Origin of the sequence: Neiella marina, from assembly GCF_002165625.1 — a bacterium.
GTDB lineage: Bacteria > Pseudomonadota > Gammaproteobacteria > Enterobacterales > Neiellaceae > Neiella > Neiella marina.
In genome coordinates, this window is record NZ_NGNS01000002.1 from 151975 (window position 1) to 171518 (window position 19544).

A 19544-nucleotide genomic window follows, 5' to 3' on the forward strand; every position below is an offset into this window, starting at 1 on the left:
CAACAAAATAGAAGATTAATTATGACTGCATCAACTTTTGGCTACTTCGACGATGCCAATAAAGAATACGTCGTCACCACGCCGTTTACGCCATTACCGTGGATCAATTACCTAGGTAATGATGGCTTCTTCGGCCTGATCTCCAATACCTCGGGCGGCTATAGCTTTTATCGCGATGCCAAGTTCCGTCGCATCACTCGCTATCGTTATAACAATGTACCGATGGATAGCGGAGGACGTTACTTCTACATCAATGATAACGGAACAGTTTGGAACCCTGGCGGTCGCCCTGTTCGGACCGAGTTGGACCATTATGAGTGTCGCCATGGCATGGGCTATAGCAAGTTTATTGGCCGCAAGAACGACATTGAAGTGGAACAAACTACCTTTATTCCGCTGAAAGATTGGTGTGAAGTTCACCGAGTGACGGTCACCAACCAGAGTGCTGCGAAAAAGTCAGTGAAACTATTTTCATCGCTGGAATGGTGCTTGTGGAATGCAGAGGACGATGGCGCCAACTTCCAGCGTAATTTCTCAACTGGTGAAGTTGAATTAGAAGGCAGTGCCATCTATCACAAGACCGAATATCGGGAACGTCGTAACCACTATTCGTTCTTCTCGGTCAATGCGCCGCTGGCTGGCTATGATACTGACCGCCAGCATTTTGTCGGTGTTTACAACGATTATTCATGTCCCAAAGCGGTCATGGATGGCGCCTGTACAAACTCTGAGGCCCACGGTTGGTCGCCTGTTGCAGCCCATCAACTCGATGTTGAACTGGCCGCTGGCGAGAGCAAAACCTTTGTCTTTGTCATGGGTTATGTCGAGGTTGAGCCTGAGAATAAATGGCAAGCGCCAGGGGTGATTAACAAGCAGCCTGCCAAAGCACTGATCGCTAGATACGACACGGCGGAAAAAGCTAGCGCGGCTCTGAAAACGTTAACAGACTATTGGGATGAGCTCCTGTCGCGTTTCACCGTTAAGTCAGATGACGAGCGTCTCGACCGTGCGCTGAATATTTGGAACCAGTATCAAAATATGGTGACGTTCAATATGTCGCGCAGTGCCTCGTATTTTGAGTCGGGCATTGGTCGCGGTATGGGCTTCCGTGATTCCAACCAAGACACGATTGGCTTTGCCCATATGATCCCATCAGCGGTTAGAGAGCGGATCATCGATTTGGCTGCAACTCAGCAATCGGACGGTTCGGCATACCACCAGTATCAGCCGTTAACCAAAAAGGGCAATGCCGATATTGGCGGTAACTTCAACGATGACCCGATGTGGCTTGTTTTAGCTGTTGCCAACTATGTCAAAGAGTCTGGTGATGTTAGTTTCCTCAAACACATAGTGCCATTTGAAGATACTCCTGAAGTACCTAGCACTATCTACGATCACCTCAAAGCATCGTTCTATCATGTAGTGAATAATCTCGGCCCTCACAAACTGCCATTGATTGGTCGTGCTGATTGGAATGACTGCCTCAATCTTAACTGTTTCTCGACCGAACCGAATGAGTCGTATCAAACCACCCAGCGCGGTGATAGCGATGTCGCCGAATCGCTGATGATTGCCGGTCAGTTTGTGTTATACGGCAATGAGTTTATTGCCATTGCTAAGCTGCTTGGTTTTGAGGCCGATGCCGTTGATGCCCAGCCTCATGTCGATGCCATGGTCAGTGCGGTGAAAGAACATGGCTGGGATGGTGAATGGTTTCTTCGTGCGTATGACTCCCAAAGTCAACCAATTGGCAGTAGCAATAACAATGAAGGCAAGATCTTCATTGAGTCACAGGGCTTCTGCACCATGGCAGGCATTGGTTTTGATGATGGCAAAGCCAAGCAAGCGTTGGATTCGGTAGAGAAACACTTGGCTTGTGAATATGGCGTGATGTTACAGCAGCCGGCTTTCTCCGAATACAACCCGCTGTACGGTGAGATCACTTCATATCCGCCAGGCTACAAAGAAAATGCCGGAATTTTCTGCCACAACAATCCATGGATTGTTGTGGCAGAAGCCATGTTGGGCCGAGCTGACAAAGCATTGAGTTATTACACTCGGATCACCCCTGCATTCATTGAGCATTTGACTGAGCGGCACAAAACCGAACCTTATGTATACTCGCAAATGATCTCGGGGCGTGACGCTTACATTCAAGGCGAAGCGAAGAACTCTTGGCTAACCGGGACTGCTGCCTGGAACTACTACGCAGCTACCCAGTATATTTTGGGAATTCGCCCTGACTACAATGGCTTGCAAATTGACCCTTGCCTTGATGCGAGTCTGGGCGATATCAACATCACGCGCCAATTCCGTGATGCGGTTTACCATATTGAAATCAAACAAGGTGGTGGCACAGGTAAAGGCATTGCCAGTATGACTATTGATGGCGTCGACGTTGACGGTGATGTCATTGATTACCAGAAATTCAATGGCGAACATGAGATTAAAGTGGTGCTGAACTAAACATCGCTCATTATGTAAACGTTTTAATCATAATCGGAGGCCGTGGTTACCACGGCCTCTTTTTTATGACTGATAAAAAAGCCTCATTGGCTGGTGCCAGATGAGGCTTTTCAGTCGTGTAGCTATGCTCAGCAGCTATTCCGGCGCTGGGCCGGTGCTATCTCGGATCACTAATTGGTGCGACACATATTCGGTTGACGGTTCACTGTGTACGCCTCGCAGGCGAGCGATGAGTTTTTCTGCACACAGCCGCCCTATCTCCTCAACCGGCTGTGACACGGTGGTGAGGGCGGGGCGCACATAGGTCGAATAGAGAATGTTATCGAAACCAATCACTGACATATCTTCAGGAACTCGGTAATCGTTGGCTTGCAAGACATTAATGGCTCCGATCGCCATGTCATCATTGAAACAGAAAATCGCGGTTGGTCGCTGCTTTAATTGCAGTAGCTTTTCGGTGGCTTCAACACCAGCATCAATATGATAGTCACCTTCAATGATCAGCTTATCATCAACAATTAAACCAGCTTGCTCAAGCGCGTCGCGATACCCTTGAAGACGACCGTTGGCACTCTTGGTATTCATTGGGCCAGTGACGGCGGCAATGCGAGTGTGGCCAAGAGCGAGCAGGTATTGAACCGCTTCATGCGCCGCTTTAGCGTTGTCGAGCAGGACTTTGTCAATACCCTCTAAATCTAATTCTTCATTGGAGTTGACCATGGTCGGGATCTGATCGAGTAACGGTTTATCCGGGTTGATGTTAAATGGGTTGCGGCCAGAGAAATACAGCAATCCATCGGCTTGTCCCACTTCAACTAAATCAACGTATTGTTTTTCACTCTCTGGGCTACTTTGAGTATCGCCAAGCAGCACCGCGTAACCATGGCTGCTGGCGGTTTCTTCAATGGAGCGAATTAAGTCAGCGTTGAATGGGTTAGTGATATCAGGAATGACAACCATGATATTACCGGTACGTTGGGTGCGCAGGTTCATGCCCATTCGATTGGGCCTGTAACCCGACTCGGCCACCGCATCAAGGACTCGCTGGCGAGTGGCCTCTTGCACCAGATCTGGGGTTCGCAAGGTACGAGATACCGTTGCAAGCGACACGTTGGCGATTCGCGCGATGTCTTTGATACCAACTTTGGCCATGAAAATCCTCTGAAAACTTTCGTTTTTAATGAAAAACAATCAGGACAATAGAGAAAACCTGATTACTCCTCAATAGGCTATCACAAACATTTTGATATGAAATCGTTTTCAGTTGTTTTTGCGAGTGAGTCACCAAAATATTGAGAATTTTTCATTGTATCAATGCTGCCTAGGGAACTGAGCTGCTTACTCGACAGGGCTAATGTCGGCGACTGAATCTCGGCTAACCAGTGTCGGTAAGTAAGTCATCACCGGTGCACTGTTGGCGGTTTCAATGTTGTAGCAATTACTCAGCAAAAATTCAGTGGCTGCAATCGCCATGGTGTCCGCAGGAAAGTGCATGGTGGTCAGCGCAGGGAAGGTGTAGCTGGCAAAGTGGAGATCATCAAAACCTAAAATGGAGATCTGCTCGGGCACTGCAATACCATGTTTGCGACAGTAGGCTAGGGCGCCAAACGCCATTTCATCGTTGCCACAAAATACCGCCGTCAATTGCTGGTCGGCAAGCTTGGCCATGGCCTGATAGCCACTTGCTTCGGTGAATTCGCCTTCGACGCACCAAGCTGGATTTTGAATCAGTTGATGCTGCTGTAAAGCTTGCTGAAAGCCTTCAAAGCGTTCTCTGGCGTCTTGCTTGTTTTGGGGGCCAGTAATGCAGCCAATACGCTTGTGGCCCAATTCGATTAAGTGGCTGGCGCCAGTAAAGCTGCCTTGTAGATTATCTAAGGTGATGCACTGCGACTCTAAACCTGCGACGTGGCGATTGAGCAATACGACATTGGCCTCACGATTAGCAAGCTGCTTCAAATAGCCATCGTCAATTGCTTCGACGAGCAAGATCAGAGCATCACAGCGACACTGCAACAGAAATTCGATGGCGTCGCGCTCTTGTTCCGGGTCACAATGACCACTCGCGCCGATCAGCTGGATTCGATGTTGGCGGAATAGCTTTTCAGCTTCGCCAATGAAGCGAGCGTGAATCGGCGCGCTCATTTCAGGCACCACCATGCCGACAATTCCTGAGCGACCGGATGCCATGGCGCGGGCCAGAGTGTTGGGGCGATAACCCAAGGCTTCGACGGCAGCCATAACTTTGACGCGAGTTTTCTCAACCACTAACTCTGAGTTATTCAATACTCGAGAAACGGTGGCCGGTGAGACCCCTGCATGTTTCGACACGTCTTTGATGGTTGCCATAATTATTCCAACTCTGTTGCAGCCGCCAATTATCTAACAGTTTGTAATGAAATGCATGTTTTGACAGGGATTTGACGATGATCGTTAGTCTTTACAAGGTTCAATGTTGGCCAGCGTGGCAAAGCAACTCTGGCGAGCCAAGTCAATAAACGAGCCGATGTAGTCAGCATCAATTGGTGTTCGTACCGCAGCGTAAAGGGTGCTCCAAAGTGGCGGCTCGAACGGTATCGCAGTGATCGGTGCTTTGTTGGTGTATTCGTTAATGACCCATTCGGGCAAGGCGGCAACGCCACGACCGCTCAGTACCAATTGCACCATCATTAGCGTTAGCTCTGTTTGTCGAACTTGCGCCGGCGCCAGCCCTGCCGGCAATAGCAAATCACGATAGATAGCCAAACGCGTCGATTCGACTGGGTAGGTGATCAAGGTGCTGGTCGTTAAGTGTTCAGCACGGACCCTGTCCAACCTAGCAAGCTCATCGGTGTCCGCTGTGATTAGCATGTTTTGATAACGAAATAGCGGTATGTAGCTGAGCGCATCATGTTCGATGGGATCGGCGGTGATCACCAAATCGAGCTCGCCATCGGCCAGCGCTTGCAGGGCGTCAAAATGAAAACCACTGGCAAAATCGACCTCTACTTCAGGCCAGAGTTGGCGATACTGATCCAGCGCAGGGAACAACCATTGAAAACAGCTGTGGCATTCAATGGCCATATGCAGCCGACCGCCATGGCCCATGCTCCATTGCTTCAACTGCGTTTCAGTTCGTTGCACCAGTGGCAGTACTTGATCGGCAAGCCGCAATAATGACTCACCAGCTTGAGTCAGTTGCAATGGCTTGGTTTTGCGAACAAACACGGCCTGATCGAGCTTGTGTTCCAATTCTTTGAGCTGATGCGACAATGCTGATTGAGTGGTGTGCAGCAGGTTAGCCGCAGCGGCAACCGAGTCGGTTTGTTTGAGCGCTTGAATAGTTTTCAGGTGCTTTATATCGATCATAAGCGGTCAATTTCCTTATCCTTGCCGATTAACTTGCGAAAAATTCATGTTGAACGTGAAAAACATGAGATTGCTTCATGTTAAGTCGTTAGTCAAACTTTAGCCATCTAAACGTCTAACGGAATTTGGGGTTCAACATGGCACTTGCACATAATCTTGGTTTTCCACGAATCGGCGCGCAGCGCCAACTGAAACAATCTCTTGAAGCTTTCTGGCGCGGCGATATTTCACAGACTGAGTTACAGCAAACTGGCGCAGCGTTGCGTCATCAGCACTGGCAATGGCAACAACAAGCGGGGTTAGATTTGCTACCCGTTGGTGACTTCGCTTGGTATGACCATGTCTTGCAACTGGCACAGAGCTTTGGGGTAGTACCTAGCCGTCACCAGTCCATTGAACAACCGTTGGCGCAACTGTTTGCCATGGCGCGCGGTACATCAAATGACACCGGCAATGCCGCCGCCCTAGAGATGACAAAATGGTTCGATACCAACTACCACTATTTAGTCCCTGAGCTAGAAATAGACCAAGGTTTCTCACTGCAATCATCGTCGTTGATCGAGCAAGTGGATGAGGCATTAGAGCAAGGCCTTGATATTAAGCCTGTGGTGGTTGGGCCGGTTACGTTTCTGTGGTTGAGCAAGTGCGTTGGCGAGCAATTTGACAAGCTGGCGTTACTGCCACAGTTACTCAATGCCTATAGCCAATTGCTACAACAGTTAAATCAGCGTCGGTGCGGTTGGGTACAGATTGATGAGCCGGTGTTGTCGCTGGATTTGCCTGAGTCGTGGTTGCACGCCTTGGTGACCAGTTATCAGCAGTTAACTGCGGAGTTTGAAGGGCGAGTGTTAGTTGCTAACTACTTCGGTGGTCTAGCGGATAAGCTCACTTGGCTGAACCAAACCGGCGTAGCGGGTCTTCACATTGATGCCGTGCGGGCGGCCGATGAAGTTCAGGCAATCGCCATTCAATGGCCTGCTGACAAAGTGCTGTCCATCGGTGTTGTTGACGGCCGCAATGTGTGGCGAGCCGATTTATCTGCGGCACTGACACTACTCACTCCGCTACATGAGCAGCGCGGTGACAATCTCTGGATTGCTCCTTCTTGTTCTTTGCTCCATGTGCCAGTGGATAGTGATGTTGAACTTGAATTAGATGATGAATTACGCGGTTGGCTTGCGTTTGCGCGGCAAAAGCTAAGTGAAGTAGTGGCGTTGACGCGAGCGCTAAACGGTTGTCAGTCGTTCACCGATCGGGCGTTATTTACCGATTCCGATCAGATCCAGCGTCAACGTGCACATTCGAGCCGAGTGCTTAATCTGGCTGTGCGTCAGCGTTGTCATTCGGTACTACCCGAGCATCTTCAACGCCAGAGTCGCTTTGGTCAGCGCCAGCTAATTCAAGCCGATGTGCTGAAGTTGCCAAAACTCCCAACGACTACCATAGGTTCATTTCCGCAAACGGCTGCGATTCGGCAAAACCGCGCGGCGCTGAAAAATGGCAAGTTGTCGCAACCGGACTACGATGCCTTTATCGAAGCAGAGATCGCCGATGAGATTAAGCGCCAGCAGCAATTGGATCTGGATGTATTGGTGCATGGTGAACCCGAGCGTAATGACATGGTGGAGTATTTTGGCGAGCATTTACAAGGAGTTGCCGTTAGCCAATATGGCTGGGTTCAGAGTTATGGCTCGCGCTGCGTCAAGCCGCCGTTGGTCTATGGCGATGTTGCCAGACCGCAAGCGATGACTGTTCGTTGGAGCAAGTATGCCCAATCACTCACCGATAAACCGGTGAAAGGCATGCTCACTGGACCGGTTACCTTGTTGAACTGGAGTTTTATTCGCTCCGATTTACCTCGAGCCGAGGTTGCGCAACAGTTGGCTTTGGCTGTTCGAGATGAGGTCGCGGATTTAGAGCAGGCTGGGATTCAGATCATTCAAATTGATGAGCCGGCGTTGCGAGAAGGCTTGCCGTTGCGGCAGCGCGACCAGCAAGATTATTTGCAATGGGCTGTCGGCGCGTTTCGCCTCAGTGCCAATGGTGTTGCCGACAGTACTCAAATTCACACGCACATGTGTTACTGCGAGTTCGAGGATGTCATTGAATCAATTGCAACCCTTGATGCCGATGTGATTTCCATCGAAGCGTCACGCTCAGATATGACGTTACTGAGCAGCTTTATTGATTACGACTATCCAAATGCCATTGGTTTGGGGCTATACGATATTCATTCGCCTAATGTGCCAGAAGTCGCAGCAATGGTGGCCGATTTGCAGCGGGCGAAACAAACTTTCCCTGTTGAGCAAATTTGGGTCAACCCGGATTGTGGTTTGAAAACTCGTGGCTGGCCGGAAACAGAGGCAGCGCTCGCTAATATGGTTGCTGCCGCCAAGCAAAGTCGGACGGCGATTAGCGCCTAGCCGGAGCTGAGTTCAAGTGAGTCCAGTGCTGCTGCAATAGGTCCAGCAGCACTTGAACTTTAGCTGGTACGTGTTGGCGGTGAGGGTAAACGGCATACACGCCTACCGCCGGCAATTGATACTGAGACAGCAGTGGCAAAAGTCGTCCGGTAATCAAGTCATCGGCAATGACGTAATCGGCGATGGCTGATATGCCCAGCCCCTGTTTCGCTAAGGCCACCACGGCAGATACCGAATTGGCTTTAACACTGCTTTCAATCGTCACCGGATGACTCGCTCCTTTGCGATCGGTGAACAGCCACTTCAACGGGCTTTGCAGCAGGGTCAGTGCGATCCACTGATGTTGCGCCAACTCGATTGGCGTTTTAGGGCTACCGTGGTGGGCCAGATAGTTGGGTGAAGCGAACACGCGCATTTTCGCCTCGCCAATTTTACGGGCGACCAAACTCGAATCTTTTAGCCAGCCAACCCGAATCGCCAAATCGATTCCATGTTCCACCATATCAACGATCTGATCGTCTAACTGCAAGTCGATGTTGAGTTTTGGGTACATCGACTTCAATTGCTCAATCACTGGTGCCAATACCACAGTGCCGAAGTCAATGGGGCTAGTGATACGAAGCGTGCCGGTGGGTTGATTTTGATATTGACGCAATTCGGTCATTGCCAGATTGGCCCGTTGCAGTAACTCCAAGCTATGGCGGTAATAGATTTGTCCTGCCTCGGTGAGGCTGAGGCTGCGGGTCGAACGATTGAGTAAACGAACCCCTAATGACTGCTCAAGCTCGCGGATGTGTTTACTGATCACCGATTTGGCGACCCCTAGTTGACGCGCCGCGGCAGAAAAACTCTTCGCCTCGACCACACGGGCAAAGGTGTCGGCTCGTCTAAATTGCTCCATCAATCTGATCCTTTGGTTAAACAGCACAGCGATTCGGCGCCACTGATTTGATGCTTGTTGGCATTGTAAGTTTTATTGTTTCCATTTTGGAAACAGTTAAAGGCATTTTTGCTATCTAGACGACTTTTGGTGCGTCAATAAAATGGACTAAGTCGTGAATAAGCACGGCCACAGAGCCGTTCCAGAGGATCTTAAGATGACCACCAACAATGTTTTGTTTGAAGCTGTTAAATTGAATGACCAACTACAGCTCTCTAATCGCATCATCATGGCACCGCTGACGCGCTCAATGGCTGATGAGAACTTAGCTCCAACTGAGTTAATGGCAGCCTATTACGCTCGTCGTGCTGACGCCGGATTGATCATCTCAGAGGCCATACTGACGGCCCAGGAAGGGCAAGGTTATCCGCGTGGCCCTGGTATTTACACGAAACAGCAGCAACAAGCTTGGCAGCTCGTGACTGAGCGGGTGCATGAGCAAGGCGGCAAGATTTTTGCCCAGCTTTGGCATACGGGCCGGGTATCTCACTCGATATATCACAATGGTCAGGTGCCGATTGCACCATCAGCTGTTGCCCTTGATGGTCGTGTCTTTCAAACCGATGGTTTACGCTATGAAGTGCCGCGCGAAATGACTCAAGCGGATATTAAGCGGGTGGTGCAACAGTTTGCCGATGCCGCTGAACGGTCATTAGAAGCGGGCTTTGATGGCGTCGAAATCCATGGCGCTAATGGCTACCTCATTGATCAGTTTCTGCATTGGTCGAGCAATCAACGCCAAGACCAATATGGTGGCAACGCGGAAAACATGATGCGCTTTTTGTTTGAGGTTCTGGATGCCATCAAGGCCGTGGTGCCAGAGCAGCGCACGGGCCTAAGATTGTTGCCTTATCATGCCGCAGACATATTTATGCACAGTGAACCACGTGATTTGCCGGTGTTTGATTTGGTTTTAAGTGAATTGAATCAACGTCAATTGGCTTACCTTCACAAGGGCATGTACGAAGATGATCCGATTGATGCGTTAAACCAAACCGTCGGCCAGTATATTGCCGAGCGCTATTCGGGCATTCGAATTGCCAGTGGCGGTTACACCAGCGACACTGCTCAGGCTGCAGTGAAGTCAGGAGTGGCCGAACTGGTTTCGTTTGGTCGACCATTCATCACCCATCACGACTTTGTCGCGCGATTAAAGCAGCAACAAACGATTGAACCATACGATAATGATCAACTCGCTGAACTCTTTTAAGGGGCTAGTGATGATGGTACGAAATATCTATCAGCAACCGGCAGAAACGCTTACAGCATTGCACCAGGGAGAAGGTCAGTGCCAACAGCAAGTGATTTTTCGAGCCGAAGATTTTGCCGGTAGTTGGGATTTTGTCATTCGTTTGGTCATGCCGCCGCAATCGTCCATCGGTGAACACCGTCATGACGACAATAAGGAATTGTATTTGATTCTATCTGGCCAGGGTTGCGTTGTGGTTAATGGTGAACAGCGAGATGTATTCGCCGGGGATGTAGTGGTTAATCCGCCGTTCGGAAGCCATGGTTTAGTCAACGATAGTGATGAGCCGCTCGAATTGTTGGTGCTGCAAGCGTCAGTTGGCTAGCCAATCAAGCGTGTTTTGCAGCAACTGTTGCAGCTGGGCTTGTTGCCAACCAGCGGCAAAATGAGTTGGTGTTAGGCCACAGACTTTACCTTTGCCTTGCTGTTTGAACCAACCTGCGGGGTAAGTGCCGTAACTTGATTCGGTCTTTAGCACGATCTCTATTTGGGGATCTGTTATCACTACTTCATAGTGCTCATCCAATAGCGAAAACGCAGTGACGGAATTTGTCAAAGGATGGGCCTGAGTTGTGCGAGTGGTGACATCACAAGGCTCAGGGTGCTGGACAAAAGTCGCGCCCATCAAGTGGCACAAACGCGGATGATGATCATACTCAGCAAGACCTGAATGCAACACCCAAAGCTTGCCTCCTTGCTCAACATAGTCAACCAGCGCTTGTTCGATGACAGGGGTCATCCAAGGTTTATCATCGCTATCCGATAAGTGGTTGGCTTTGGCTAACAGGATGATATCGAACTCCTGCAGCGAGTCGATGCTTGATTGCTCAATGGCATTGCGCCAATCAATGCTGTGGCTATAACAGTCAGCAAATGCGTTCTTCACCAATTGCTGCGGATGCCAGCAATCGCCGGCCAGCGCCAATGTCTTCGGGCTTGTTGATGTCATCAGTGATCGCTCCATGCTGTCAGGATGATAGCTAAATGGCTGTCGGTGCTTATGACGTCGTTGTTGCAGCGAGCATTGACCCGCGACCGTGTTGACGGCACTGCTCAATAGCTCGGCTTAGCAACTCCAGAGCGGTTTTGTCACAAGGAGGTAGCGCTGCATCGCTCACTTGTCGCGGCGTTACTCGCTGTCCCCACTTGATGAAGCCCGCCCCCCAAGTCAGACCGGCACCAAATGCGGCGGTCATGATATTGTCTTGCGGTTTAATGCGGCCGGACTCAAGTGCCTCACATAGAGCGATAGGGATGGTTGCTGCAGAGGTATTGCCGTAGTTTTGGATATTAATCAGCACTTGCTCTTCACTAGCACCAAGACGTTTTGCTAGTGATTCGATGATGCGCAAATTAGCTTGGTGGGGGAGGACAAAGTCGACATCCTCTTTGGTTAAACCGGCGGTTTCCATCACTTGGCTGACGGCTGCTCCCATGCCGGTTACGGCGCGCTTAAAAATCTCCGGGCCAACAAAATTCAAGTCGTAGATTCCCGCTGGCTGAGCAAACCGATCGGCACTGGTGCCGTAATCCGAAATGTAGAGAATTTCGCGCGCTTCGGTATCACTGCCAAGCGTTGATGATAGTAAACCAGCTTGTTGCTCACTGGCGGATACAACTACCGCACCAGCGCCATCGCCAAACAGGACGCAGCTATCGCGTTTGGACCAATCGAGGTAGTGGGTCAGACGCTCTGCGCCAATAACCAGTACGTTGCTGTTCATGCCAGAACGCACCAAGCCGGTGGCCAAATGCAGGGCATACAAAAAGCCAGTGCACGCCGCGTTGATGTCCAATACTGCGGGCTGTTTCATTGCTAGGTTTTTAGCTACTTTGGCTGCTGCTGATGGGATCAGAGTATCGGGACTAGCAGTGGCGAGGATCACCATATCAATGTCATTGGCTTCCAAGCCAGCGGCAGCCAGCGCGTGTTGGGCTGCTACGGTTGCTAGGTCGCTGGTATCAACATGGGCAATGCGGCGCTGCTGAATGCCGGTGCGGCTGGTGATCCACTCATCTGAAGTATCGAGAAAGGTGCTTAGATCGTGATTACTCAAGATTGCTGGCGGTAGGCATTTGCCCCACCCAGTAATTTCAGCGTATGTCATTAGCTACGGCCTATGGAAACTGCGGAAAAAGATGTTGCGTGCAGCTTACATTATTCCTCAGCCAAACTATTTATCCCAGTAGTTTGACTGCTAGATAGCAACTAAAGGTTGTGACCGAGCTTGGAACTTAAGCGAAAAGTCGACAACCAAACAAGCTATCGGCGTTGCTGAAAGCGTTCACGATTTTGCTGTTTTGCTTCGGCACTTTTACTGAGCAAGACATAAACCGCGCCAAGGCCGCCATCGGCCTTTTGGCAGGAATGAAAAGCCATGACTTGTGGTAATTGGCGTAGCCACTGATTAACACAACTCTTGAGTTTTGCTGGCGGATTGCCTTTTAAACCTAAACCATGAACGATGATTGCCGAACGTACCTGCTGTTGTTGGCATTTAGCGATGAATGATACGACCGCTTGTCTTGCCTCGGCCACCGTATGCCGATGCAAATCCAGCTTCATGTGGCTTTGATAGTGGCCTAAACGCAGCTTCTTCAATACGCCGTGTTGGACGCCGGGGCGGTGAAACTCCAGCATGTCGAGCGGATCAACCAATTCAATGGCTTGCTCATCGCTTAGTGGATTATCATCCTTGGCCGACACTGCCATAGCGGCTTGTTGGCGCGCCAAGGCTTGTTGACGGGCCATTTGCCGGTGTTGATCAGGGATGGTGTCAGACGATGTTAAGGGCTTCACGCCGTCTAAAAAATCAGCAAATTGATCGTCATCTTTCATTACAAGCTCTGTCCTACAAAAGCCAGTTGTCAATCTAACTACGTCTTTTACAACGCAGCGGTTTGCTGTGCAGCCACGACGTGGTGAATTTGTTTCACTTCGAAGTCCGACTCTTTGAGAAAATCCAACACGCTGTCATTGGCATGGATATGCATGTCACCAACGACCATCATGTAGGTTTTGCCAGTCGGAAGCAGAACAAGTTGATCGCGCCAATTTTTGTTGCGGTCACGGTTCAGTTTGCTCATAAAATCGGCTTGTTGTTGGCGTTCATCGTACTCCTGATAAAGACTATTCAGACGCGCGGCGTCACCATTGCGCCAAGCCGATTCAACTGCCTGTAACCAGTTTTTGGCGTAACTCAATTCATTGACAAAGTCTTTGTAAAGCAACTCTGGCCCAAGTTCATCCATTGACGCCAGAATCTCAAATTGCTGCTCGAGGGTTTCAAGTCCTCGCATTGGCTTACCGGCACTGGCCGCTAGGGTAGAAAAATGTTGGTCAACGCCTTGATCAGCGGCTAAGCCCATTTTCTGGATGGTGGCCACGGTCAGTTGAATCAAAATCGCCCAATCCCGCATAAAGATCAATTGATGGGCGGGCAAACCAGCATCGGCGATCACCGTTTTAATTTGGTCATAGGTCGCAGAGGTCATGCGATCCTGTAATGGTTTAGGGCTGCTCAACACCCCGAACTTCATCATCGCCGCCTGCAACTGCTGCGGCGTCATTTGATCTGGAGTTAACTCCAGTAGCAATTCATCGGCATCCTGAAACGCCTGTTGGATATGCGAGGCTAATGGGTAAAAATCTTCTCTACCGGCGTGAATACTGCCCAGAAGATAGATTTTAGTGTCTCCCTTTTGTGCTAAATACAGTGCTGGTGAAGCACCATTGCCAGCATGAGCTAAATAGCTTGCCGTTAAACACAGTAATACCGCGAATGAATTATAAAGTTTGCGAATAGCGCTGTTCACCAACATATCGATTAGTCCCGTCCTTGTTTGAAACCTTAGAATAGACGAGCAAGGCGCACTGTTTCAATCACTTGCCTGACTTTGTCTGCATTGATGTTTTGTTGTGTTAGCGCTCTTTTGAATTGGCCTGCTGAGGAGTATGCTTGGGCAAGTTTTTTACTCCCGAAGGAAACCATAATGACAGTGAATGTTGAACTCGCTGCGCAGGAGTTGCTCGCGCGCCGCGTTCCAGGAACCAAAGCCGGTTGCTTAGCTGATGAGCAACAACCGCACTCAATCGATGATGCCCTTGCTATTCAACAAGCCATGTTGGCTGTTAAACCTGCTACCGGCTGGAAGTGTCTATTGCCGCCAGCAGAAGGACAGATCATTGCGGCGCCAATTTTTGCCGATACGGTGCAACGTGGCGATCAAGTTGAGCTATTCGAAGATAATGGCAAAGCCCGCATTGAGCCCGAGATTGCCTTTATCTTGCAGCACGATTTGCCAGCATCCGAGCAAGGTTATAGTGAAGAGCAAGTACATGCCGCAGTTGGCTCTTGCCATATGGCCCTTGAGTTGATGCAGGCACGTTTTGCCGATGATTGCGATGCAAGCTTTTTCGAACGGTTAGCCGATTGCATGGTTAATCAAGGTCTTTTCATTGGCCCCGAGATCGACAAACAAAAAGCTTATGCCGCTGCGACTATTGATTTGACCGTGAGCCAGGCCAGTGGCGAGCAAGGGTTTGCTGGTAAGCATCCCAATCAGTTACCGCAAAATCCATTGGCGTGGTTTATCAACTTCATGACCAAACGCGGCCAATCATTTAAGGCCGGAGAAGCCATCATTACCGGCTCTTATGCCGGCATTGTCGAAGTTGACTTCGACCAGCAAACCACCATCAAGTATGACGGTTTGGGCGAGTACAAAGTGACGTTTAGCGTTAAAGCTTAACGCCAAAACAAGTCCAACAGGTATTGCTTACCAAGTCCGAAACTGGCGCAGATTGTGACGTTTTTGATACACATCTTCTGCATAGGCGTCGATATCTCGCCAGTGGTACGGCATACCGTGATTATCAAAATCTTGCGCTATTTCTTGCGCTAAGGCTTCGATAAAAGCTGGCATGTTGTCGGGATGGCGCTCCACATAACTGAAACGATGCGGCGGGGCGATGAAAAACCATTCGCGCCGGTGGTCAATGCGATGATCTTCCAGTCGAGCGTGGGCGATGGTCTCTGCCCATCGCATATCGGCCACTTGCCAGATGTAAGCCAGTCGAAGTGGCGCGGGTTGCCACCAAACAGCTCTTCGCCACGGCGCACCGGCTCGTTAGAAAAGCCCACTTTGATCAGATTGTCGTCAACGCCATGACGCAGGATATATACAAAGCCTTCCATGTTAATACCTGGAGCTAGTCTAAGCCGGTCACAGAGACCATGTCTCTGCCATGTTGCTTAGAGAAATACAGCGCCTGATCGGCGCGATTAACAAACTCGGTAAATGGTTCGCCAACATAGAGTTCGCTGACCCCAAAACTCGCCGTTACTTTCAGCCCTTCTGGCCAATCTACTGAACGCATACCATTGCGGATTTTGTTGGCTAACATTTCTGCGAACTGCAATTCAGTCTGTGGACAGAAAATAGCAAACTCTTCGCCGCCCCAGCGAACCAGCAAGTCTTGGTGGCGAATGTGTTCATTGCAATATTTGGCGAGCTGAATCAACACGGCATCACCTGCGTCATGGCCATGGTTGTCGTTGATTGCTTTGAAGTGATCAATGTCGAACAGCACCAGCGATAAGCGGTCGTTATGCTGTTCGACCCGCTCGATCCAATTCTGGGCTCTTTCTCGTAACGCGGCGCGGTTATAGAGTCCTGTCAACGCGTCGCGTTGTGACGCTTGTTGATAGGTCTTGGATTGCAATTGCAAAGCATCGTTAATTTGCTGCAGTTGGTCGGTTCGGCGTTGCGACTCATTCAGCTGTAGCTGGGTGCTGCGCCAGTGCATCACAACATACACAAGAGCAGACAAACCCCACATCGCGATAATCAGTAGATACAGTGTTGCGCGGGAAATGATCTTGCCGGAAAACACCGCTTGTTCAAACCTGATTTGATAATCGCCTGGGACACTGGCAGAGCTTGTACTTATTTGCAGCGCCAATACATTGGCCAAATTTACTTCTGTATCAAACAAGTTTTTACCATAGGCATCGAGCCACCATTGAGCGGTTTTAAAAAGATGCAATGGAATGGTGATGTCGTTATTGAAATCTGAAGGGGCGATTTCGACACTGTAGTACTTGCGCATTTCATCGCCCATTTGAATTGAGCTGCTTCTACTCGCGGTTAGGTATATCCGCAAATCGTTGTCAGGTCCGTCAATCGACAATTTCAAGCGAACGTTTTCATAGCTGGTTAGGTCCAGCCCCTTAGTGGCGGTTCCTAGAACGAAATTGAGATTGCAGTAAGGGTACGCATAGCCGGTATTGTCCAAGGTGCATGACAAAGTCAATTGCTCATTCTGTCGGTTGAGCGCCACGCTAGACGTGCCAGCGTTACTAACTGCATCAGAACCAACCTGAATTTCATGGCCACTTTCTGAATTAATGACGAGATGTTTGTTAAACAGTGATGCATAGCCGAGTGCGAGCACCGCCGTCACTACGAGTAACGCCAATGCATGCCAGAGGAAATATTTCATAAAGTGGCCTAATTACGGAAAATTTCTTATTAATATTATTTAAAAGCAATGTATAGCGGCGCTTTCCGGGCGCAATATCGATCCTTGTAACGACTGATTTTTGAGATTACTTTTGTTAACACATCTAGCGTCAGTGTAACCGATTAAGGTGCATCTTATACATGTTTGGCAACGCATAATTTTCACCTCTGTGAGCTAGGTAAAAAATCGGTTCAGAACTTCATTCTCTCAGTCGATGAAACATTTTGTTGCAACTGGTACCGTTCACTCGTTGAAAGATTATTTGTCGGCCCTCTGTCCTCTCGAATAGCTGCCATGAAGCAGACAAATCACTTGGTTTTTGACGAGGAGTAAGCCATGAACAAATTATTCGCTGGGTTGGTGCTGTTGTTCGGTTTGATGACTGGAATTGCATCAGCGCAACCTTTTGACGAGCAAACTTACAAGCAGCTTCAATCTGACAATCAGCTCGTACTGATTGATGTAAAGGCCAGTTGGTGCCCGACCTGTGCCAAACAAGGCAAAATCTTGAAGCGATATTTTGACAACAATCCTGACTCAAAAATTACCTTGTTAGAGGTTGATTTTGATGATCAGAAGCCGTGGGTCACCCACTTCAAAGCACCGCGGCAATCAACTTTGGTGTTGATGCAAGGAGAGCAGCGGTTGTGGTTAAGTGTTGCCGAAACCCGCGAAGACAAGATCGTTGCGGCATTGCAAGCGGCAGAGATGAAGTAATGGAGTTAACCGCAATACCGCTGGCCTTTTTGGCCGGCTTACTGAGTCTGCTGTCGCCGTGTGTGCTGCCGATGATCCCAGCGGTGACCGCCTCATCAATGCAAGCATCAAAAACTGGGGTGATTGCGCTGGCGCTGGGGATTAGCTTGGCTTTTGCATTTGCTGGAACGGTATTAACATTCGCACTGTTGAGTTTCGGTTTATCGACTGAATTGCTGCGTTATTTCTCCATTGCCTTAATGCTAACCATGGGCGCTGTGTTATTGATTCCCGCATTGAACCAGCGCTTGTCATACGGCTTATCATTGTTTGTCGGTCGGTTTGGTCACACTCAGATCAATGGTTCTGGCAATGGCGCTCAGTTTTTAATTGGCGCTTCGTTGGGGCTGGTGTGGTTGCCTTGTGTTGGCCCCACATTGGGCACCGCCATTGCACTGGCCTCAACGGGTGAAAGTTTGCTGATGGCATTTGTCGTGATGTTGACTTTTGGTATTGGTACGGCGATTCCATTGGTGCTGATTGGCTATTTTTCTGGCTTGAAGGTTAACCGCCTTAAAGGTGCCTCAAGCTGGGGAAAAAACTTGTTGGGTGTCACTTTGATTGCTTTAGCATTAATGATCCTGTTTGGCCTCGACCGTCAGCTTGAAATGCTTGCACTGGAAATCTTGCCTGACTGGGTGACATCTATTTAACCATTGTTGCCATACACCAGCAGCGCAGTGGCGCTGCTGGTTTACTTGCTTTGTCATCTCCTTTTGGTGGCCTTTTCTGCTACAATGCCCGGCAATTTTTTCAAGCCCTGTGTCGATCATCCTCTGATGGTTGGTACATTACTCGTAACGTATTCATTTTATGTCTGATTTAGCATTTCTTGAGGAAGTGGCGAAACGACGCACATTTGCGATCATCAGCCACCCTGATGCCGCCCAGCCTTTCAACGCTTAAAACCACCTTTCATTGCACACCACAATCACATCTCTACGTACTGAATTTAAAGGCTTTTTGTCTTTTTCTCGTTTCTTTGCTTTTCAATGATGTTCAAACGTAACCTCGGAAAGTGTGTACAAACTTGAGTACAAATCACCATATTTACCGTTTTTAGCCAAATTCCATGACACAAACCTAGCTGTAGGCCTTGTGGTTACTGGGTTCTGGCCAAAACTTACCTATATTTTTCCTGCTAAAAATCGAGAAATGATGGTAAGACGTTCGCGATTATCTCTAATTGTTTGCCGGTTGAATTGGTTAATGGTTGCTTTCCTGCTGTCCTAAAAGTTCATTTGTATGGACCTGATCTTCTGAACAAATCATGCATCTTTCTGACCATCAACAAGTGATGAATCAGGCGATGATAGCTTTACATTGATTTTCAGGAGAATGCAGATGACAGCAGTAGCGCACCAAGTAACCCCTTTTCTCACGTCTTACGAAGTTATGGCTCGATACCACATTAGCTATACGACGCTCTGGCGAAGAATAAAAGATGGCAGCTTGCCGCAACCTCGTATCAACCGAAATACACGAAACAAGCTTTGGCACATTGAAGACTTGGAGGAGTATGAGAACAGTGAAGGTTGAGCAGGGTTTAAGTGTTAAGGGCAAAGTTCCGCCCTTAACCTCTTAACAATATTATTCGTTAATGTTGTCAGGCTTATCGTGATTTGGATTGTTTCGGGCGTACTCCACACCATTGCGCTTGTAAATGTGCGTGTCTGGATGTTTACCTTCCTTAACTTCACGAACCAGTGTTTTTCGACTTACTTCGCCGCGCCCTGTAATTGTGTAGCTATCATTTCCACCATTTTTACCGCCATTGCCGTTGATACTTGAACCTTTCGCCATTTGGAATCCTCAATAAATTGAATCTAACTGGTT

At 49.1% G+C, this 19544-nt stretch carries 19 protein-coding genes; 8 read left to right on the plus strand and 11 right to left on the minus strand.

Going from position 1 to position 19544, the window contains the following annotated elements; all coding sequences use genetic code 11:
- Positions 1–21: 21 nt before the first annotated feature.
- On the plus strand, positions 22–2466 hold the full coding sequence (locus tag CBE68_RS02455; RefSeq protein WP_087504491.1) for a GH36-type glycosyl hydrolase domain-containing protein: 2445 nt from the start codon (positions 22–24) through the stop codon (positions 2464–2466).
- A 135-nt stretch (positions 2467–2601) separates the two neighbouring features.
- On the opposite strand, the gene CBE68_RS02460 is transcribed toward CBE68_RS02455, so the two are convergent.
- The 3 genes from CBE68_RS02460 to CBE68_RS02470 all read right to left on the minus strand — a co-directional run bounded on the left by CBE68_RS02460 (position 2602) and on the right by CBE68_RS02470 (position 5814).
- Complete coding sequence (locus CBE68_RS02460; protein WP_087504492.1) at positions 2602–3618, minus strand: LacI family DNA-binding transcriptional regulator; 1017 nt, start codon at positions 3616–3618, stop codon at positions 2602–2604.
- 186 nt (positions 3619–3804) lie between these two features.
- Entirely contained in the window at positions 3805–4815 is a 1011-nt protein-coding gene (locus CBE68_RS02465; RefSeq protein WP_087504493.1) for a LacI family DNA-binding transcriptional regulator, read from the minus strand.
- An 84-nt stretch (positions 4816–4899) separates the two neighbouring features.
- Complete coding sequence (locus tag CBE68_RS02470) at positions 4900–5814, minus strand: LysR family transcriptional regulator (protein ID WP_087504494.1); 915 nt, start codon at positions 5812–5814, stop codon at positions 4900–4902.
- 137 nt (positions 5815–5951) lie between these two features.
- On the opposite strand from CBE68_RS02470, the gene metE reads away from it, so the two are divergent.
- Complete coding sequence (gene metE / locus CBE68_RS02475; protein WP_087504495.1) at positions 5952–8237, plus strand: 5-methyltetrahydropteroyltriglutamate--homocysteine S-methyltransferase; 2286 nt, start codon at positions 5952–5954, stop codon at positions 8235–8237.
- Here the strand turns inward: metE and CBE68_RS02480 are convergent.
- Positions 8227–9138, minus strand: coding sequence for a LysR family transcriptional regulator (locus CBE68_RS02480; RefSeq protein ID WP_087504496.1), 912 nt, complete (start codon positions 9136–9138; stop codon positions 8227–8229). The genes metE and CBE68_RS02480 overlap by 11 nt on opposite strands.
- Positions 9139–9334: 196 nt before the next feature.
- On the opposite strand from CBE68_RS02480, the gene CBE68_RS02485 reads away from it, so the two are divergent.
- Entirely contained in the window at positions 9335–10387 is a 1053-nt protein-coding gene (locus CBE68_RS02485; RefSeq protein ID WP_087504649.1) for an alkene reductase, read from the plus strand.
- A gap of 10 nt (positions 10388–10397) precedes the next feature.
- Entirely contained in the window at positions 10398–10751 is a 354-nt protein-coding gene (locus CBE68_RS02490) for a cupin domain-containing protein (RefSeq protein WP_158100473.1), read from the plus strand.
- On the opposite strand, the gene CBE68_RS02495 is transcribed toward CBE68_RS02490, so the two are convergent.
- The 4 genes from CBE68_RS02495 to CBE68_RS02510 form a co-directional block, all read right to left on the minus strand.
- Positions 10740–11375, minus strand: coding sequence for a ThuA domain-containing protein (locus CBE68_RS02495; protein WP_158100474.1), 636 nt, complete (start codon positions 11373–11375; stop codon positions 10740–10742). The genes CBE68_RS02490 and CBE68_RS02495 overlap by 12 nt on opposite strands.
- Before the next feature lie 49 nt (positions 11376–11424).
- Positions 11425–12534 carry a ketoacyl-ACP synthase III gene (locus CBE68_RS02500; protein ID WP_087504499.1) on the minus strand — a complete coding sequence of 370 codons (1110 nt, stop codon included), beginning with the start codon at positions 12532–12534 and terminating at the stop codon, positions 11425–11427.
- Between the two features lie 155 nt (positions 12535–12689).
- Entirely contained in the window at positions 12690–13265 is a 576-nt protein-coding gene (gene smrA / locus CBE68_RS02505; RefSeq protein WP_087504500.1) for a DNA endonuclease SmrA, read from the minus strand.
- A 47-nt stretch (positions 13266–13312) separates the two neighbouring features.
- The gene (locus tag CBE68_RS02510; protein ID WP_087504501.1) at positions 13313–14248 is read right to left on the minus strand and encodes a TraB/GumN family protein; all 936 of its coding nucleotides are present in this window, start codon (positions 14246–14248) and stop codon (positions 13313–13315) included.
- A gap of 171 nt (positions 14249–14419) precedes the next feature.
- Between CBE68_RS02510 and CBE68_RS02515 the strand changes: the two genes are divergently transcribed.
- Complete coding sequence (locus CBE68_RS02515; RefSeq protein WP_087504502.1) at positions 14420–15178, plus strand: hydratase; 759 nt, start codon at positions 14420–14422, stop codon at positions 15176–15178.
- Between the two features lie 27 nt (positions 15179–15205).
- Here CBE68_RS02515 and CBE68_RS02520 read toward each other — a convergent pair whose 3' ends face one another.
- A complete protein-coding gene (locus tag CBE68_RS02520; RefSeq protein WP_087504503.1) occupies positions 15206–15475 on the minus strand; it encodes a hypothetical protein in 270 nt (89 codons plus the stop codon).
- A 163-nt stretch (positions 15476–15638) separates the two neighbouring features.
- Entirely contained in the window at positions 15639–16931 is a 1293-nt protein-coding gene (locus CBE68_RS02525) for a GGDEF domain-containing protein (RefSeq protein ID WP_087504504.1), read from the minus strand.
- A gap of 357 nt (positions 16932–17288) precedes the next feature.
- Between CBE68_RS02525 and CBE68_RS02530 the strand changes: the two genes are divergently transcribed.
- The 3 genes from CBE68_RS02530 (at position 17289) to CBE68_RS02545 (ending at position 19247) form a co-directional block, all read left to right on the plus strand.
- Entirely contained in the window at positions 17289–17669 is a 381-nt protein-coding gene (locus CBE68_RS02530) for a thioredoxin family protein (RefSeq protein ID WP_087504505.1), read from the plus strand.
- Positions 17669–18361, plus strand: coding sequence for a cytochrome c biogenesis CcdA family protein (locus CBE68_RS02535; RefSeq protein WP_087504506.1), 693 nt, complete (start codon positions 17669–17671; stop codon positions 18359–18361). The genes CBE68_RS02530 and CBE68_RS02535 overlap by 1 nt, the downstream gene beginning before the upstream one ends.
- A 691-nt stretch (positions 18362–19052) precedes the next feature.
- Positions 19053–19247, plus strand: coding sequence for a helix-turn-helix transcriptional regulator (locus CBE68_RS02545; RefSeq protein WP_039995236.1), 195 nt, complete (start codon positions 19053–19055; stop codon positions 19245–19247).
- Positions 19248–19298: 51 nt separating this feature from the next.
- Here the strand turns inward: CBE68_RS02545 and CBE68_RS02550 are convergent, their stop codons facing one another.
- The gene (locus tag CBE68_RS02550; protein ID WP_040132767.1) at positions 19299–19511 is read right to left on the minus strand and encodes a hypothetical protein; all 213 of its coding nucleotides are present in this window, start codon (positions 19509–19511) and stop codon (positions 19299–19301) included.
- Positions 19512–19544 lie beyond the last annotated feature (33 nt).

What these genes read in the sequence shown, in the direction of transcription:
- CBE68_RS02515 (WP_087504502.1), top strand. Translation starts at nt 14,420, where the DNA reads ATGACAGTGAATGTTGAACTCGCTGCGCAGGAGTTGCTCGCGCGCCGC.
- CBE68_RS02480 (WP_087504496.1), bottom strand. Translation starts at nt 9,138, where the DNA reads ATGGAGCAATTTAGACGAGCCGACACCTTTGCCCGTGTGGTCGAGGCG.
- CBE68_RS02495 (WP_158100474.1), bottom strand. Translation starts at nt 11,375, where the DNA reads ATGACATCAACAAGCCCGAAGACATTGGCGCTGGCCGGCGATTGCTGG.
- metE (WP_087504495.1), top strand. Translation starts at nt 5,952, where the DNA reads ATGGCACTTGCACATAATCTTGGTTTTCCACGAATCGGCGCGCAGCGC.
- CBE68_RS02490 (WP_158100473.1), top strand. Translation starts at nt 10,398, where the DNA reads ATGATGGTACGAAATATCTATCAGCAACCGGCAGAAACGCTTACAGCA.
- CBE68_RS02535 (WP_087504506.1), top strand. Translation starts at nt 17,669, where the DNA reads ATGGAGTTAACCGCAATACCGCTGGCCTTTTTGGCCGGCTTACTGAGT.
- CBE68_RS02485 (WP_087504649.1), top strand. Translation starts at nt 9,335, where the DNA reads ATGACCACCAACAATGTTTTGTTTGAAGCTGTTAAATTGAATGACCAA.
- CBE68_RS02530 (WP_087504505.1), top strand. Translation starts at nt 17,289, where the DNA reads ATGAACAAATTATTCGCTGGGTTGGTGCTGTTGTTCGGTTTGATGACT.
- smrA (WP_087504500.1), bottom strand. Translation starts at nt 13,265, where the DNA reads ATGAAAGATGACGATCAATTTGCTGATTTTTTAGACGGCGTGAAGCCC.
- CBE68_RS02455 (WP_087504491.1), top strand. Translation starts at nt 22, where the DNA reads ATGACTGCATCAACTTTTGGCTACTTCGACGATGCCAATAAAGAATAC.
- CBE68_RS02470 (WP_087504494.1), bottom strand. Translation starts at nt 5,814, where the DNA reads ATGATCGATATAAAGCACCTGAAAACTATTCAAGCGCTCAAACAAACC.
- CBE68_RS02510 (WP_087504501.1), bottom strand. Translation starts at nt 14,248, where the DNA reads ATGTTGGTGAACAGCGCTATTCGCAAACTTTATAATTCATTCGCGGTA.
- CBE68_RS02460 (WP_087504492.1), bottom strand. Translation starts at nt 3,618, where the DNA reads ATGGCCAAAGTTGGTATCAAAGACATCGCGCGAATCGCCAACGTGTCG.
- CBE68_RS02545 (WP_039995236.1), top strand. Translation starts at nt 19,053, where the DNA reads ATGACAGCAGTAGCGCACCAAGTAACCCCTTTTCTCACGTCTTACGAA.
- CBE68_RS02520 (WP_087504503.1), bottom strand. Translation starts at nt 15,475, where the DNA reads ATGCGATGGGCAGAGACCATCGCCCACGCTCGACTGGAAGATCATCGC.
- CBE68_RS02550 (WP_040132767.1), bottom strand. Translation starts at nt 19,511, where the DNA reads ATGGCGAAAGGTTCAAGTATCAACGGCAATGGCGGTAAAAATGGTGGA.
- CBE68_RS02500 (WP_087504499.1), bottom strand. Translation starts at nt 12,534, where the DNA reads ATGACATACGCTGAAATTACTGGGTGGGGCAAATGCCTACCGCCAGCA.
- CBE68_RS02465 (WP_087504493.1), bottom strand. Translation starts at nt 4,815, where the DNA reads ATGGCAACCATCAAAGACGTGTCGAAACATGCAGGGGTCTCACCGGCC.
- CBE68_RS02525 (WP_087504504.1), bottom strand. Translation starts at nt 16,931, where the DNA reads ATGAAATATTTCCTCTGGCATGCATTGGCGTTACTCGTAGTGACGGCG.